The organism is Pseudomonas sp. LBUM1645 (assembly GCF_059716185.1).
In genome coordinates this window covers 3,866,225-3,881,441 of the sequence record NZ_CP166811.1, presented here as the reverse complement: position 1 = coordinate 3,881,441, position 15,217 = coordinate 3,866,225, and the positions used below count along the sequence as shown (strand labels likewise).

The window sequence follows — 15,217 nt, the reverse complement described above, 5'->3', positions numbered from 1 at the left end:
ACTTTGCTGACGCCATCGCGGGCAAGCCTTGCTCCTACAGGTTTTGTGACGTTCACACATCTTGTGTTCGCCGAGAATCCTGTAGGAGCAAGGCTTGCCCGCGATGCTTTTTCAGGCGACCGGGATTTTTGGTAGATCCAACGTTTCAGCCCCGGTAAATCGCGCCATCGACCCGGCAATGGATTCATGGGGCACGCCCATCGCCACAACGCTGACCCCATCAAGCCGCGACAGTTGGTCCCCGCTCAATTGCACATCCAAAGCACCCAAGGTCGCATCCAGTTGCTCACGGGTGCGCGAGCCGAGGATCGGAATCAGTGCCGTGGTCGAACGCTTGGCTTTTTCCCGCAGCCAGGCAATGGCCACGTGCGTCGGGCTGGCGCCCAGTTCTGCGGCGACGGCCAGCAAAGTGTCGAGCAGGGCGGTTTCACGGGCGCTTTTTTCGGCGTGGATCAGCATGCCGAGTTTGGCGGCGCGGTTGTCGACATCGTTGGTGCGGTACTTGCCGGTGAGGAACCCGCCACCCAACGGTGACCATAATGTAGCGGCCAGGCCCAAGGCTTCGGCCATCGGCAGTTGTTCACGTTCGGCGGTGCGTTCTGCGAGGCTGTACTCGACCTGAATCGCAGCAATAGGTGAGAAACCACGAATCTCGGCCAGCAAATCGGCCCGAGCGATGCGCCACGCCGGGAAGTTCGACAGCCCGGCGTAATGAATCTTGCCGGCGCGCACCAGGTCGTCGAAACCGCGCAGAATTTCTTCCATCGGCGTCACGCCATCGCTCATGTGGGCCCAGAACAGGTCGATGTGGTCGGTGTTGAGTCGTTTCAGGCTTTCTTCCACGGCGCGAACCATGTTCTTGCGGTTGTTGCCGGTGTGGGAAATGCCCGCTGCCGGCGTGGTCCCCAGGGTGTATTTGGTGGCGATAACCAGACGATCCCGTTCCGCTGCGATGAACTCGCCGAGCATGCTTTCCGACTGGCCTGCCTGATAGCCGTTGGCGGTGTCGATGAAATTGCCGCCGGCCTCCAGGTAGCCATCAAAGATGCGTTTGGCTTCGTCGCGTTCGGCGCCATGGCCCCAACCGGTGCCGAAGTTACCGGCGCCCAGCGCCAGTTCCGAGACCCGCAAGCCGGTTTTACGGCCGAAGACTTTGTAATGCATGGGGTGACTCCTGAAGGAAAAGACACTGGGTCGAATATAAATGTCTATCGACATGTATTTAATATGATGTGAGTAATATTCGCCGTCAAGGCGCTTTTCCGTTCGCAAGAGAAAGGCCGACCACCGGCCTCATTGCTACTGCCACTTTCTGACAGGGTGCTCTGCTAAGCTCCGACAACTTTTACGGACAGAGCCTGCCGATCGTGTCGCGGACCACTCGTTTACTGACCTTGTTGCAAGTGCTGCGCGGCAAAAGTCGTCCGGTGACCGCGGCGACGCTTGCCGGTGAATTGGAGATTTCCGAGCGCACGCTGTATCGCGATATCGCCGAACTCACCGCCCTCGGCGCGCCAATCTACGGCGAAGCGGGCATCGGCTATGTGCTGCGCAGCGGTTTGTTTCTGCCGCCGCTGATGCTCAATGCCGATGAAACCGAAGCCATCGTGCTGGGGTTGCGCTATGTGGATCAGCGCGGCGATGAGGTGTTGAGCAAGGCTGCGGCGGATGCGCTGGCCAAGATTGCTGCGGTATTGGCGCCTGAAGCGCTGGACGCGTTACGCAACCCGACGGTATTGCCGGGGCCGCCCGGCTATGGCTTTGCGCCCAACGCGGTGCCACTGAATGTATTTCGCCAGGCCATCCGCGATCAGATCAAGCTGCACATCGATTATGCGGACGCCAATCAGGTGCCGAGTCAACGGTTGATCTGGCCGCTGGCCCTGGGGTTTCTGAACGAGGTGCGAATCATCGTCGCCTGGTGTGAGTTGCGCAGCGCCTATCGCACCTTTCGCACCGACCGGATCTCGGCAGCGAACGAGCAGGGCGAGCGTTATCCGGGGCGGCGCAGCGACCTGTTGCGCACCTGGCGCAAGCAGATGCAACTGGACGAAGCAGGGCGCTTCACTCCTGACAAGAACTGACACAGGCTTGTTTTAGCATGGCTCCAGAATCAACAAACAAGGAGCCGTAACCATGTCCAATCCCGCCTCTTCACTGGCACCCGCCATCGCCGCCTACATTGCCGCCGCCAATGCCCGCGACACCTCGCGGGTCGCCAGTTTTTTCGCTGAGGATGCCAATGTGTTCGATGAAGGCCAGCACCAGGTCGGCACTCACGCCATCGCCCAATGGATGCAAGAAACCGCCGAGCGTTACCAGCCACGGGTTGAAGTGCTCGACGTGCAACTGCGCACCGGCAAAGTGCTGGTACATAACCTGATCTCCGGAACGTTTCCCGGCAGCCCGCTGGAATTGCGTTACATGTTTCGCCTGAATGAGCAGGGCAAGATTGCCCGGCTAGACATCTCGCTTTAACCGCAATCAAAGGTCGCAACGAGAGCCCCTGTAGCAGCTGGCGAAGCCTGCGTTCGGCCGCGAAGCGGTCGTTAAACCTGAAAACGCGGTAATTCAGCAAGATCCGCGATTCCGATGGCGACCGCTCCGCGGCCGAACGCAGGCTTCGCCAGCTGCTACAGGGACGTATACTCGGCCGCATGAAAATCGACTCCCCCTTAAGCGCCTGGCAACACGCCATCGAACAGAAGGGCTTCGTCCAGGACGAAGCCCAGGAACATGCCGTGTGGGCGCTGCAGAAATGCTACGAGGCGCTGCATGAAGGGCGCACGCCGATCACTGGTGTGTACCTCTGGGGCCCGGTCGGGCGCGGCAAGACCTGGTTGATGGACCAGTTTTACCAAAGCCTGAAGGTCCCGGCCCGTCGCCAACACTTTCACCACTTTATGGGCTGGGTGCATCAGCGTTCGTTTCAACTGACCGGCACCGCCGACCCGTTGAAGGCGCTGGCTCGCGAACTGAGCGAGGAAGTGCGGGTCCTGTGCTTTGACGAATTGTTCGTCAACGACATCGGCGACGCGATCATTCTCGGGCGTTTGTTTCAGGTGATGTTCGAGCAGGGCGTGGTGGTGGTCTGCACCTCCAATCAACCACCGGATCAGCTGTACGCCGATGGCTTCAATCGCGACCGGTTCGTGCCCGCCATCGAGGCCATCAAGAAACATATGCAGGTGATTGCAGTGGATGGTGGCGAAGATCATCGCCTGCACCCAGGCAAAGGTTTGCAACGTTACTGGGTGGCGGCACCGGGGCAACCCAGCGCTCTGGGTGAAGTGTTCAAGGCATTGACCGTCGGCCAGTCGGTGTCCAGTGACCCGATCAAGGTGGGCTACCGCTCACTCAATGTCGTGCAGGCCAGTCCAACCGTACTCTGGACTCGTTACGCCGATCTCTGTGAACAGCCGTTTGCCGCCATGGATTTCATCGCCCTGTGCGATACCTTCAGCGCTATTCTGTTGAGTGACGTGCCCAACCTCAGCGCGCAAAAGCGCGAAGGGCGCATCGCCCGAGGCACTGAAGACGGCGTCGAACGGGTGGTGGCGGGCGATCGCGAATTGCCGCAATTGTCGGTGCATGACGACGGTGTACGGCGTTTCATCGCCCTGGTGGACGAGTGCTACGACCGCAAGGTGCCGCTGTGCCTCGAAGCGCAGGTGCCCATGGAAGCGTTGTACACCGAAGGTTATCTGGAGTTTCCGTTCCGTCGCACCCTCAGCCGTTTACAGGAAATGCAGCTGCAACGTTTCGACGAAGCTTGAACAAGGAACCGCGAACATGAACCAGCCTTTGTCGCACCATTTGCTGACCATGGCCTATCAGAACGCCTGGGCCAATCATCGACTCGCCAAGGCCTGGAGCCAGCTGAGCCCGGCCGAATTGGCGGCACCGCGGGTCAGCTTCTTTCCCAGTCTGCGCGCGACCCTCAATCACATCCTGACCTGCGACTGGTTTTACGTGGATGCGCTGGAGCGGGAGTTGCGCGGCGACGATCCGCATCCCGATTGCTACGTGTTTTTCAATCAGGACGAGCCGTTTACGCACGCAGTAGACCTCAAGCGCGAACAAGCGCTGGTGGACCTTCGACTGATTGCCTATTGCGAGCAAATGCGCGATGCAGACCTCGGCAAGATCGTGACCATCGCCCGGGACACGCCGCAACATGAGAGCCGCGTACGCATGCTCTCCCATCTGTTCGAGCACCAGATTCATCATCGCGGGCAGGTTCACGCCATGCTCAGCGGCACCTCGATCAAACCACCGCAACTGGACGAGTTTTTCTGTGCCGGTGAGTCAGGCCTGAGAGCTGAGGATTTTGCCGAGCTGGGGTGGACCGAGGCGCTGATCTGGGGCGCTTGAGCGAAAAATTACAGCAGGATCGGGTTGTCGACACGGCTGTGCCCGCGATATTGTCGGTCGGCCCTTCAGTGCGAGATGCACTGGGGCAACTTAATGTGTGAACGAGGGTGGAAATGGAATCCGCAGAAATTCTTGTGCTTCAGGCCAGTTACACCAATGCGGTGCATGCCGAGGCTATTGGACTGGTGCTAAATGCTTACGCCGAAGACCCGATGGGTGGCGGCCACTCGTTGCCCGCCGACTTGTTGAAGCAACTGCCGGCGGAACTGGCCAAACGTCCCCACGCGTTCAGCGTTCTGGCCTTTGTCGGTGGCGAGCCGGCCGGCCTGATCAATTGCTTTGAAGGTTTCTCGACCTTCGCCTGTCGGCCGCTGGTCAACGTGCACGATGTGGTGGTGGTAAAGAAGTTTCGCGGCTTGGGGTTGAGCCAGAAAATGCTGCAAAAGGTCGAGGACATCGCCCGCCAGCGCGGTTGCTGCAAAATCACACTGGAGGTGCTGGAAGGTAATGCAGTCGCCCAGGCTTCCTATGGCAAGTTCGGTTTTGCCGCAGGCATGTTCGACCCGGCGCACGGTCGGATGTTGTTCTGGACCAAGGCGCTTTAATCAACTGAAGGGCATAAAAAAGGGCGTCCATCAGGACGCCCGATTGCCATCTTTGACCGCAGCGCAAACAGCGGTTATTTCGGTTTGTAGGTCTCGGTCACCTGCGCGGTTTGATCGTCCGGAACCCGGAGTTCATTGCTCTGGGTAACCTGGCCCTGGGCCTGTTGTTGACTGAACCGCAGGCTCTCGAAGTAATACCGCATGCGTTCAGCACCACCTTCGGCAAATGCAGCGGTTGAACTGAACATCATCAGGCCGGCGAGGATCATGGTTGTACGTTTCATGGTGTGCCCCACTACGAGTTGTCGGGTCCTTTCGTCCATGAAGCAATGTCGAAAGGACATTATCCGCCGATTCCGTGAAATGGGAATTACCTGCGCCTAGAGCTTCCAGTCCAGGCTCAGGGTCACCGTGCGCGGGTCACCCCAAAACACACCGTTATAGAACCCGACGTTGTCGTAATACTTCTTGTCGAACAGGTTATCGACGTTCAGCGAGGCGGACAGGTGCTTGTCGAACTCATAACGCGACATCAGTTTGACCACGGTGTAGGCCTCCTGCCGGATGTTGGTCCTTTCGGTGATCACCGCACCGTTGGCATTACGTCCCACCGGGCGACTGGCGGCGCGGAACACATCGCTCTGCCAGTTCACCGCGCCACCCACGGTCAGTGCCTGCCAATCGCCGGGCAGACGATAGGCCGTGGAGAGCCGGAACATATTCAGCGGCTGGTTGGTATTGGCGCGTTTCTTTTCGCCATTGACCGAGTGGGTGTAGGTGTAGCCGGCCGTCATGTTCCAGCCGGTCATGACCTCGCCCGAGACCTCGGCTTCGAAGCCCTGAACCTTGTTGCCTTTACCGCCTGACTTGAAGAACTCCTCGCCGGTCGCCGGGTCCGGTGGCACCGAATCGTCAAGTTCGGCAACGTTGTCCTGTTTGCTCCAGAACAGCGCGGTCGCCAGGTTGAGGCGCTCTTCCAGCAAACTGCCCTTGAGCCCCAGTTCATAGTTGCTGCCCACTACCGGTTCGAGGTATTTGCGATCGCTGTCGCGATTGTCTTGCGGGTTGAAGATGTCGGTGTAACTGACGTACGCCGTGTATTCGGGGGTGAGGTCGTAGAGCAGCCCAGCGTAGGGCGTCCACATGTCGTTGTGTTCCTGGCTGGTGGCATCGACGCTGCTCAGCTGCAGGTTGTAGTCGTACTTGTTGGTCTTGCTCGACACTTTCCAGCTGCCATAACGACTGCCGAGTACGGCGTGCAGGTCATCCGTCAGGCTCAGGCGAGTGGCCAGGTAACCGGCCTTTTGGCGGGTACTGTCTTTTGAACCTGAAAGGCTGGTGACCGTGTCGGGAAACTTGGCGATGTCGCCCATGTATTTCCAGTCGCGGATGCTTTCGTAATCCGCCGCCCTGGGGCCGTCCACCATGTAGGGGGAATCTTCCCGGCGTTCGGCCTCGCCATAGCCGATCATCATTTCGTGTTCCCGTCCGAACAGCGAGTAGGGTCCAGCCACATTGAAGTCATAAGCCTTCATTTTTTGCGTACTGAGCATGTGGCTGACGTTGGCGCTCATGCCACTGCGATCTGCTTCAGGAAAACCCCCGCCGCCGTAGTAGATCTTGCCGTCGGTGTCGCTCTCGCGATGGGTGTAGGCGGCCTTGGCGTGCCAGCCGGCACCCAATTGGTGTTCCAGCGTGGCGAACGCGGTTTTGTCCTTGAGCGGCCAGGAACTCCACGACGTGGCCATATTGGTGGAGCGTCCGAGGTTGGCCTTGCCACCGTCGGCGTTCCAGTACGGCACCGTGCCCCAGGACGTGCCCTGGACGTGTTTGTTCTGATAGTCGTAACCCACGGCCAACACGGTGTCATCGGTCAGGTCGGCTTCGAGAATCCCGTATCCGACTTCCCGTTGTTGCTGGTACTTGTCGCGGAACGAATCGCTGTCGCGATAGGCCAGCACGCTGCGTCCGCGCAAGCGGCCGTCGAAAGCCAGCGGGCCGCCGACATCCAGATAACTGTAGTAGTCGTCATAACTGCCGCCGCTGACACCGGTCTGGACCTGCCACTGCGACGTCGGCCGTTTACGCACCATGTTGATGGTGGCGGAAGGGTCGCCCGCGCCAGTGGTCAGGCCGGTGGCACCGCGAACCACTTCGATACGGTCGTAGATGATGGTGTCGGAATCAGACTTCATGTAGCTGAAGGTGTTCAGCATGCCATCAATCTGGAAATTGGTGATCGAGTAACCCCGGGACGAATAGCTGACCCGGTCCGAATCGTTGTGCTGAACCACCACGCCGGTGGTCTGGCTCATGGCTTCGGACAGCGTGCCGAGTTTGAAATCGTCCATTTGCTGGCGCGTGACCACGGACACCGATTGCGGCGTTTCCTTGATCGACAGGTTCAGGCGCGTGGCCGTGCTCATGGCGCCGGTGGTGTACGACTCGGTGTTTTCGGTGGTGCTGCCCAAGCCTTGGGCGGTGACATTGGTGGCGCCCAGTTCGAGGGTGCGGCCGGGCTCTTGATCAGGGCCGGTTTCGGCCAGCAAGTCGGGGCACAGGGCGGCACTGCACAGGCCCAGGGTAAAGGTCATGGAACGGGTGATAGGCGCGAACATCGCAGCCGACTCCTTGTCTTCGAGGGAAAAATTCCGTTTGTTCAAAGACGAAGAGGGGAGGAGGGATTTAGCAATTAACGAGAATTATTGTTATTTGTAAATGTTTCGGACAACGCAATTCATGTGGGAGCGAGCTTGCTCGCGATAGCGGTAGATCAGTCGACATCAATGCTGACTGTGCCGCCGCTATCGCGAGCAAGCTCGCTCCCACAGGTTCAGCAGGATTACTTCTGAATGACTGCCACCGCCTTGGGTTTCATCAGGCTGAAGTCGATCAATGCCTTTTGCTCGCGCTCATAAGGATTGCCGATCATTAATGGCCGTGGCTTGAAACTGTCGCTGACCAGGCTCTTGCTGCGATCCAGTTCATCGAAGCTCAGACCCGCCAGATCAGCCCAGGTGTGGATCAGGTGCGAGCTGCTGTAAGGCCGCCCCAGATCACCGGCAAAGCTCCAGTCATGGTTTTCGCGCCATTTCGGCGAGGCCCAGGCCATGAACGGAATGGTGTACATCGGCGCCGTCGGTTTGCTTTCGTTGCGCCCAAGAGTGCTGTGGCCAGGAGAATCGAAAACATCTTCACCGTGGTCGGAGAGGTACAGCAGGAACCCGTTCGGATCAGACTTGGCGTAGTCCTTGATCAGGCTCGAAACCACGAAGTCGTTGTACAGCACCGCGTTGTCATAGCTGTTGTACGTTGGCACCTGATCGTCGCGTACACCGTCCGGAACCCCTTTGCGGTCCTTGAACTTATCGAAGGACGACGGATAACGGTATTGGTAGCTCATGTGCGTGCCGAGCAAATGCACGACGATCAGCTTGCGCGGCGCAGCGTCGGCCAAGGCCTTGTTGAACGGCTCGATCACGTCGCCATCGTACTGGGCGGCATTCTGGTTGCGGTTGTTGTTCAGGTACACCTGCTCGTCAGCCTGCTCGGAGAAGGTCGTCAGCATGGTGTTGCGCTTGGTCATGGTCTGCTGGTTGGTGATCCAGAAGGTCTTGTAGCCTGCCTGTTTCATCATGCTGACCAGCGACGGAGTCGACAGATACAGGTCCGGGTTCTCTTCATCGGCGAAGGTCAGAACCTGCTGCAACGCCTCAATGGTGTAAGGGCGCGGGGTGATGACGTTATCGAAGACCGCCAGTTGATCCTTGAGTTTGTCCAGCTCCGGGGTGGTTTCCCGAGGGTAGCCGTAGAGGCTCATGCGCTGACGGTTGGTGGACTCGCCGATCACCAACACCATCGTTGCCGGCTGATTGGCCGCCGAATCTTTGAGATTGTGCAGCGGTGGAATCTTGCTGGCGCTATTGAGCATGTCTTGCATGCCGGCCAGGGTATCGAGGTAGCGGTGATAGGCCACGGCCATCTGCCAAGGCACGGCGGGCTCGATGCGGGTTTCGAACTTCTCGAAACCGCCGGCAAGGCTGCCGGTACGCGCGGTTTGCTTGATCAGCGGATAACCGACGACGGCAACCACAATCGCCGTTGCAGCCACCAGCGCCCGACCGCGAGGCATGTACACCGGGCGCAAGCGAGTCCAGAGAAAGTAAGCGAAAGCGGTGTGAGCGAGGAACGCCGCCACCATCCACCAGGCAAAGTACTGAGTCATGTACTCGCCGGCTTCAGAGACGTTCGACTCGAACATAATGAAGATGACGCTTTGGGAAAACTCCTGCTGATAGATGAAGAAGTAACCCAGGCTGGCCATTGAACAGGCCCACAGCACCACACCGATCAGTGCAGCCATGACACGTGTTTGTTTGGGGAACAGCAGCATCGGCGCAAGCCAGATGGCGCTCATCACAAAGGCCTGGCGGAACCCGGTAAAACCGGAGGTGCCTGTCAGTTGGATCAGTAGTTGGGTAATGCCGGAAAAATACCAGAAGAACAGGAACAGCCAGAGAAATCCTGTCCAGTCGAAACCTTTCGCAGACGTATTGCTGCGTTTAAACAAAGCCATTCAGCGCTCCAGCCGATAATCACTTCCATCGCCGGGACATCAATGTCACCGACGAACGGGGACCGCACGGATACCGAACGGCCATAATGAGCCGGAGTATCAACAAGGGGATGTGAAAACTTCGTGAGTTGCCGGGTTTGTCAAAAGGGGAATGGCAGGTCGGAAACAGCAGAGGGCTGCTTCCGAATCAAGCGAGGGGATCAGGCGTGAGGCACACGGTGAGTGACGGGCAAAGGCTGAGCCTGATTGCTTTGTGTCAACAAGCGCAATTGCGCGAGCTCCTGCTTCAACTGGTCGCGCTCGTCTTTCAACTGGCGTAATTCATCACGACGGATCGTGACGTAAAGGGTTTGTGCTGGCCGTGCTGCGTGTACTGTGCCCATTGCTCACCTCGCAAATGGTTGCCTCAACTGTAAACCTGCCCCGAAATCGGGTGCTGATTTACTATCGGCCCTGATTTTGATTTCTTTTGCCCCGGAAGGGAACTTTTTTATTTTTCATGGTCGTTGTGTCTTCGGCGTGATTACCGACGTTATCAATCTGGATCGGGCACAATGCCCGGAAACTATGTGCCCCGACGCTGGACTAAGTCGAATGAGTCGCGTTGGGCTATAAACCTTTGACACACATTATTTGTAGTAGGGAGCATCAGCACATGCAACTCGGGATTATTGGACTGGGCCGCATGGGCGGCAATATTGCGCGGCGCCTGATGCTCAACGGGCATACCACCGTTGTTTACGACCGCAATACCGCCTTTGTCGACACCCTGGCCGCAGAAGGCGCCTCTGGCGTCATCAACCTGCCGGCGCTGGTCGCTGGCCTGGCCAAGCCACGTGCGGTGTGGGTCATGCTGCCGGCCGGCGCACCGACCGAAGACACCATCAACACCCTGAGCACCTTGCTCGAAGCTGGCGACACCATCATCGACGGCGGCAACACCTTCTATAAGGACGACATCCGCCGGGCGAAAACCCTCGCGGAAAAAGGCCTGCACTACGTCGACGTCGGCACATCCGGCGGCGTCTGGGGCCTGGAGCGTGGTTACTGCATGATGATCGGTGGCGAAGCCGAGGTGGTTAAACGCCTTGATCCGCTGTTCGAGAGCCTTGCGCCGGGCCTGGGTGACATTCCTCGGACCAAGGACCGCAAGTCCGAAGACGATCGTGCCGAGCGCGGTTACATCCACGCAGGCCCGGCCGGTTCGGGCCATTTCGTGAAAATGATCCACAACGGCATCGAATACGGAATGATGCAGGCCTTCGCCGAAGGCTTCGACATCCTCAAGACCAAGGCCAGCACCAACCTGCCGGAAGATCAGCGTTTCGACCTGAACGTAGGCGACATCGCCGAAGTCTGGCGTCGTGGCAGCGTCGTGTCGTCCTGGTTGCTCGACCTGACCGCCGACGCGCTGGCCAGCGATCCGAAACTCGACGGTTACACAGGTGAAGTGGCTGACAGCGGTGAAGGTCGCTGGACCATCGAAGCCGCCATGGAGCAATCGGTGCCGGTACCGGTGCTGTCGAACTCGCTGTTCTCCCGCTACCGTTCGCGCGGGCAAGGCACCTTTGGCGACAAGATTCTCTCGGCCCAGCGCTTCGGCTTCGGCGGCCACGTGGAGACTTCGAAAAAATGACCCGTCTGATCCGCAATAAGTCCAAGGCAGAACCCGCACCACCGACCACGCTGTTTCTGTTCGGTGCCCATGGCGATCTGGTCAAGCGTCTGCTGATGCCGGCGCTGTACAACCTGAGTCGTGACGGTCTGCTTGGGGATGGACTGCGGATCATCGGCGTTGACCACAACGCCATCACCGATGAAGCCTTTGCGAAAAAACTCGAAGACTTCATTCGGGCCGAAGTGGCCGCCAAGGTCGGCAAGGGCGATCAAGCCCTTGACCCGGACTTGTGGGCCAAGTTGGCCAAAGGCATCAGCTACGTCCAGGGCGACTTCCTGGACGACAGCACTTATCAAGCGCTGGCGGCGAAAATCGCCGCCAGCGGCACCGGCAATGCCGTCTTCTACCTGGCCACTGCGCCACGTTTCTTCAGCGAGGTGGTGCGTCGTCTCGGCGCCGCCGGCTTGCTGCAAGAATCGCCAGAAGCATTCAGAAGGGTAGTGATCGAAAAACCCTTCGGTTCCGATCTGCATACTGCCGAAGCCTTGAACGCTTGCTTGCTCAAGGTGATGACAGAAAACCAGATCTACCGGATCGATCACTATCTGGGCAAGGAAACCGTGCAGAACATTTTGATCAGCCGGTTTTCCAACAGCCTGTTCGAAGCGTTCTGGAACAATCACTACATCGACCACGTACAAATCACCGCCGCTGAAACCGTCGGCGTGGAAACCCGTGGCAGTTTTTACGAACACACCGGCGCCTTGCGGGACATGGTGCCCAATCACCTGTTCCAATTGCTGGCGATGGTCGCAATGGAGCCTCCGGCCGCCTTTGGCGCCGATGCGGTACGCGGCGAGAAAGCCAAGGTGGTTGGTGCGATTCGCCCCTGGTCGGTCGAGGAAGCGCTGGCCAATTCGGTGCGCGGCCAATACACGGCTGGTGAAGTCGACGGCAAAGAGTTGCCGGGTTATCGCCAGGAAAACAACGTGGCGCCCGACAGCAATACCGAAACCTACGTCGCGCTGAAAGTCATGATCGACAACTGGCGCTGGGTCGGCGTGCCGTTTTACCTGCGCACCGGCAAGCGCATGAGCGTGCGCGACACCGAGATTGTCATCTGCTTCAAACCGGCGCCGTATGCGCAGTTCCGCGATACCGAAGTCGATGAGCTGCAACCGACCTATCTGCGAATCCAGATTCAGCCTAACGAAGGCATGTGGTTCGATTTGCTGGCCAAACGGCCCGGCCCGGCCTTGAAAATGGCCAATATCGAACTGGGCTTTGCCTACAAGGATTTCTTTGAAATGCAGCCGTCCACCGGCTACGAAACCCTGATCTACGATTGCCTGACCGGCGATCAGACGCTGTTTCAGCGCGCCGACAACATCGAGAACGGCTGGCGCGCCGTGCAGCCTTTCCTTGATGCCTGGCAGCAGGACGCGAGCGTGCAGAGCTATGCCGCTGGCGAAGACGGCCCGCAGGCTGCGGAAGATCTGCTGACTCGCGACGGTCGCGTCTGGCACGGCCTCGGATGAGTGAGCCGACGCAACAACCCATCCGTTTTCTGCTCAGCGACATGGACGGCACCTTGTTGCTGCCCGATCACAGCCTCAGCCAACGCACCATTGAAACGGTCCGTTCCTTGCGCGAGGCAGGCGTACTGTTCAGCCTGGCCACTGGTCGTCCACCCAGGCCATGTTGCAGCAGATTGAAGCCCTGGGCGTCGACCTGCCAACGGCAGCGTTCAATGGCGGCACTATCGTCAACCCGGATGGCAGTTTGCTGGTCGCGCATTACTTGCCGGCAACGGCGGCGCTGACGGCATTGGCGCTGTTTGCCGACCGGCCGGACATCGAAATCTGGGTGTTCAGTGGTGGCGACTGGTTGCTGAAAGATCCGAACGGCCCAATGGTGCCTCGTGAACAGCACGGCCTGGGTTATCCGCCAGTGGTGGTCGAGAGTTTTGAGCCGTACCTGGAACGCATCGACAAGATCGTCGCCACCAGCAACAACACGCAGTTGTTGATTGAGCTGGAAGCGCTCCTGCTGCCCAAAGTGGAAGGCCAGGCACAGGTCTCCCGTTCGCAGCCGATTTATCTGGACGTGACCGCGATGCAAGCCAACAAGGGTTCAGCACTGGCGACACTGGCCGAATTTCTCGGCGTGCCGCTGGAGCAGACCGCGGCGCTGGGCGATGGCGGCAACGACCCGGCGATGTTTCACCGCGCAGGCTTGTCGATCGCCATGGGGCAGTCGGAAGAGGCAGTGAAGCGCCAGGCGGACGTGGTGACGGGCGCCAATACCGAGGACGGAGCGGCGCAAGCAATCGAGCGCTATATCCTGAAACGCTGAAACCCCTGTAGGAGCTGTCGAGTGCAACGAGGCTGCGATCTTTTGATCTTCGCTTGTAAAGGCAACATCAAAAGATCGCAGCCTCGTTGCACTCGACAGCTCCTACAGATTGATTGGTGTTACAGCCAGAAGCTCACGGCATACCATCCCAGTACACCCATCACCACGGTGTACGGCAACGCCATCCACACCATCCGCCCGTACGACAGGCGAATCAGCGGTGCAATCGCCGAGGTCAGCAGGAACAGAAACGCAGCCTGACCATTGGGCGTCGCCACGCTCGGCAGGTTGGTGCCGGTGTTGATCGCAATCGCCAGCGTCTCGAAATGTTCACGGCTCATGTGGCCGGAGATGAAGGCCTGTTTGACTTCGGTGATGTAAATGGTCGCGACGAACACGTTATCGCTGATGGCCGACAGCAAGCCGTTGGCAATAAACAGCATGCCCGGTTGTTGATCCGCTGGCAGCGCCAACACCCACTGGATCAAAGGCGTGAACAGTTGCTGATCGTGAATCACCGCCACCACCGCGAAAAACACCACCAGCAGCGCTGTGAACGGCATGGCGTCCTTGAACGCGTTGCCGATACGGTGCTCGTCGGTGATGCCAGTGAATGCGGTGATCAGCACGATCACCATCAAGCCGATCAGGCCGACCTCGGCAATGTGGAACGCCAGCCCCGCAATCAGAATCAGCGCCGCCAATCCCTGCACGATGAGCGCTGCACGTTGGCGCGAGGTGCGTGCGGCATTGTCTTCGGCGGCGTAATTGGCCAGAACCGCCCGCACGTTGTCCGGCAACAACGTGCCGTAACCGAACCAGCGCAGTTTCTCCAGCAGGACGCAGGTCATCAGGCCGGCCACCAGGACCGGCAATGAAACCGGAGCGACTTTCAGAAAGAACTCAGAGAAGTGCCAGCCCATCTCATGGCCGATCAGCAGGTTCTGCGGCTCACCGACCAATGTGCAAACACCGCCGAGTGCGGTACCCACGGCACCGTGCATCAGCAGGCTGCGCAGAAAGGCGCGGAATTGTTCGAGGTCGGCGTGATGGAGTGTGGGCAGGTGCTGGTCATCGCCAAACTCACTGTCCTGACGCGGATCGTTGCCCGAGGCGACGCGGTGATACACCGAGTAAAAGCCGACGGCTGCACTGATGATCACGGCGGTCACGGTCAAGGCATCAAGAAACGCCGACAGAAACGCCGACAGGAAACAGAACATCAACGCCAGCAGCGCCTTGGAGCGAATCCCGAGCAGCAGTCGTGAGAACAGAAACAGCAGCAGGTCTTTCATGAAGTAGATGCCGGCCACCATGAACATCAGCAGCAGGATCACCGGGAAGTTGTGCACCAGCTCGTCGTAGAGTGCCTGGGGCGTGGTCATCTTCAGCAATAGTGCTTCGATCAACAGCAGGCCGCCGGGCATCAACGGATAACACTTGAGCGCCATCGCCAGGGTAAAGATGAACTCCAGCACCAGCAGCCAGCCAGCCGCCACCGGGCCGACGGTCCACAACACCAGTGCGTTGAGAATCAGGAAACCGACAATGCTTGCCTTGTACCAGCGGGGTGAATGCCCGAGAAAATTGTGCGCGAACGCCTGAGCCATTGAACCGGGCATCGGCTACTCCTTGTATTAAGAAGCGCGCAACTTGCCGTAAGAGGAAGGGAAGATCAAGTGTAGGAAA

General features: G+C 58.9%; 13 protein-coding genes and 1 pseudogene. 8 read left to right on the top strand and 6 right to left on the bottom strand.

Annotated features, from left to right (window positions below; genetic code table 11):
* Positions 1–111: 111 nt before the first annotated feature.
* Positions 112–1,164, bottom strand: coding sequence for an aldo/keto reductase (locus tag ACA079_RS17325; RefSeq protein ID WP_497700215.1), 1,053 nt, complete (start codon positions 1,162–1,164; stop codon positions 112–114).
* 203 nt (positions 1,165–1,367) lie between these two features.
* On the opposite strand from ACA079_RS17325, the gene ACA079_RS17320 reads away from it, so the two are divergent.
* The 5 genes from ACA079_RS17320 (at position 1,368) to ACA079_RS17300 (ending at position 4,979) form a co-directional block, all read left to right on the top strand.
* Positions 1,368–2,084: a helix-turn-helix transcriptional regulator gene (locus ACA079_RS17320; protein WP_046047173.1), complete on the top strand. Its 717-nt coding sequence runs from the start codon at positions 1,368–1,370 to the stop codon at positions 2,082–2,084.
* Positions 2,085–2,136: 52 nt separating this feature from the next.
* Positions 2,137–2,478 (top strand): nuclear transport factor 2 family protein, encoded by a 342-nt coding sequence (locus ACA079_RS17315; RefSeq protein ID WP_497700214.1) that lies wholly within the window; start codon positions 2,137–2,139, stop codon positions 2,476–2,478.
* A 179-nt stretch (positions 2,479–2,657) separates the two neighbouring features.
* On the top strand, positions 2,658–3,776 hold the full coding sequence (zapE, locus tag ACA079_RS17310; RefSeq protein ID WP_497700213.1) for a cell division protein ZapE: 1,119 nt from the start codon (positions 2,658–2,660) through the stop codon (positions 3,774–3,776).
* 16 nt (positions 3,777–3,792) lie between these two features.
* Positions 3,793–4,374, top strand: coding sequence for a DinB family protein (locus ACA079_RS17305; RefSeq protein WP_497700212.1), 582 nt, complete (start codon positions 3,793–3,795; stop codon positions 4,372–4,374).
* A 113-nt stretch (positions 4,375–4,487) separates the two neighbouring features.
* Complete coding sequence (locus ACA079_RS17300; protein WP_497700211.1) at positions 4,488–4,979, top strand: GNAT family N-acetyltransferase; 492 nt, start codon at positions 4,488–4,490, stop codon at positions 4,977–4,979.
* Positions 4,980–5,053: 74 nt separating this feature from the next.
* Here the strand turns inward: ACA079_RS17300 and ACA079_RS17295 are convergent, their stop codons facing one another.
* The 4 genes from ACA079_RS17295 to ACA079_RS17280 all read right to left on the bottom strand — a co-directional run bounded on the left by ACA079_RS17295 (position 5,054) and on the right by ACA079_RS17280 (position 9,938).
* A complete protein-coding gene (locus tag ACA079_RS17295; RefSeq protein ID WP_497700210.1) occupies positions 5,054–5,263 on the bottom strand; it encodes a hypothetical protein in 210 nt (69 codons plus the stop codon).
* A 96-nt stretch (positions 5,264–5,359) separates the two neighbouring features.
* On the bottom strand, positions 5,360–7,597 hold the full coding sequence (locus tag ACA079_RS17290) for a TonB-dependent siderophore receptor (RefSeq protein WP_497700209.1): 2,238 nt from the start codon (positions 7,595–7,597) through the stop codon (positions 5,360–5,362).
* 224 nt (positions 7,598–7,821) lie between these two features.
* Positions 7,822–9,555, bottom strand: a complete 1,734-nt coding sequence (locus tag ACA079_RS17285; protein WP_497700208.1) for a phosphoethanolamine transferase CptA — start codon at positions 9,553–9,555, stop codon at positions 7,822–7,824.
* Between the two features lie 200 nt (positions 9,556–9,755).
* Positions 9,756–9,938, bottom strand: a complete 183-nt coding sequence (locus ACA079_RS17280) for a DUF6026 family protein (protein WP_033055075.1) — start codon at positions 9,936–9,938, stop codon at positions 9,756–9,758.
* 272 nt (positions 9,939–10,210) lie between these two features.
* On the opposite strand from ACA079_RS17280, the gene gnd reads away from it, so the two are divergent.
* From gnd to ACA079_RS17265, 3 genes and pseudogenes are all read left to right on the top strand, one after another.
* On the top strand, positions 10,211–11,191 hold the full coding sequence (gnd, locus tag ACA079_RS17275; protein ID WP_415769191.1) for a phosphogluconate dehydrogenase (NAD(+)-dependent, decarboxylating): 981 nt from the start codon (positions 10,211–10,213) through the stop codon (positions 11,189–11,191).
* The gene (gene zwf / locus ACA079_RS17270; RefSeq protein ID WP_497700207.1) at positions 11,188–12,711 is read left to right on the top strand and encodes a glucose-6-phosphate dehydrogenase; all 1,524 of its coding nucleotides are present in this window, start codon (positions 11,188–11,190) and stop codon (positions 12,709–12,711) included. The genes gnd and zwf overlap by 4 nt, the downstream gene beginning before the upstream one ends.
* Positions 12,708–13,528, top strand: a pseudogene (locus ACA079_RS17265) (HAD family hydrolase). The gene zwf and the pseudogene ACA079_RS17265 overlap by 4 nt, the downstream one beginning before the upstream one ends.
* 119 nt (positions 13,529–13,647) lie before the next feature.
* On the opposite strand, the gene nhaB reads toward ACA079_RS17265, so the two are convergent.
* Complete coding sequence (gene nhaB, locus ACA079_RS17260; protein ID WP_497700206.1) at positions 13,648–15,150, bottom strand: sodium/proton antiporter NhaB; 1,503 nt, start codon at positions 15,148–15,150, stop codon at positions 13,648–13,650.
* Between the last annotated feature and the right edge of the window lie 67 nt (positions 15,151–15,217).

What these genes read in the sequence shown, in the direction of transcription:
- ACA079_RS17325 (WP_497700215.1), bottom strand. Translation starts at nt 1,164, where the DNA reads ATGCATTACAAAGTCTTCGGCCGTAAAACCGGCTTGCGGGTCTCGGAA.
- ACA079_RS17315 (WP_497700214.1), top strand. Translation starts at nt 2,137, where the DNA reads ATGTCCAATCCCGCCTCTTCACTGGCACCCGCCATCGCCGCCTACATT.
- zapE (WP_497700213.1), top strand. Translation starts at nt 2,658, where the DNA reads ATGAAAATCGACTCCCCCTTAAGCGCCTGGCAACACGCCATCGAACAG.
- ACA079_RS17305 (WP_497700212.1), top strand. Translation starts at nt 3,793, where the DNA reads ATGAACCAGCCTTTGTCGCACCATTTGCTGACCATGGCCTATCAGAAC.
- ACA079_RS17300 (WP_497700211.1), top strand. Translation starts at nt 4,488, where the DNA reads ATGGAATCCGCAGAAATTCTTGTGCTTCAGGCCAGTTACACCAATGCG.
- ACA079_RS17295 (WP_497700210.1), bottom strand. Translation starts at nt 5,263, where the DNA reads ATGAAACGTACAACCATGATCCTCGCCGGCCTGATGATGTTCAGTTCA.
- ACA079_RS17290 (WP_497700209.1), bottom strand. Translation starts at nt 7,597, where the DNA reads ATGTTCGCGCCTATCACCCGTTCCATGACCTTTACCCTGGGCCTGTGC.
- ACA079_RS17285 (WP_497700208.1), bottom strand. Translation starts at nt 9,555, where the DNA reads ATGGCTTTGTTTAAACGCAGCAATACGTCTGCGAAAGGTTTCGACTGG.
- ACA079_RS17280 (WP_033055075.1), bottom strand. Translation starts at nt 9,938, where the DNA reads ATGGGCACAGTACACGCAGCACGGCCAGCACAAACCCTTTACGTCACG.
- gnd (WP_415769191.1), top strand. Translation starts at nt 10,211, where the DNA reads ATGCAACTCGGGATTATTGGACTGGGCCGCATGGGCGGCAATATTGCG.
- zwf (WP_497700207.1), top strand. Translation starts at nt 11,188, where the DNA reads ATGACCCGTCTGATCCGCAATAAGTCCAAGGCAGAACCCGCACCACCG.
- nhaB (WP_497700206.1), bottom strand. Translation starts at nt 15,150, where the DNA reads ATGCCCGGTTCAATGGCTCAGGCGTTCGCGCACAATTTTCTCGGGCAT.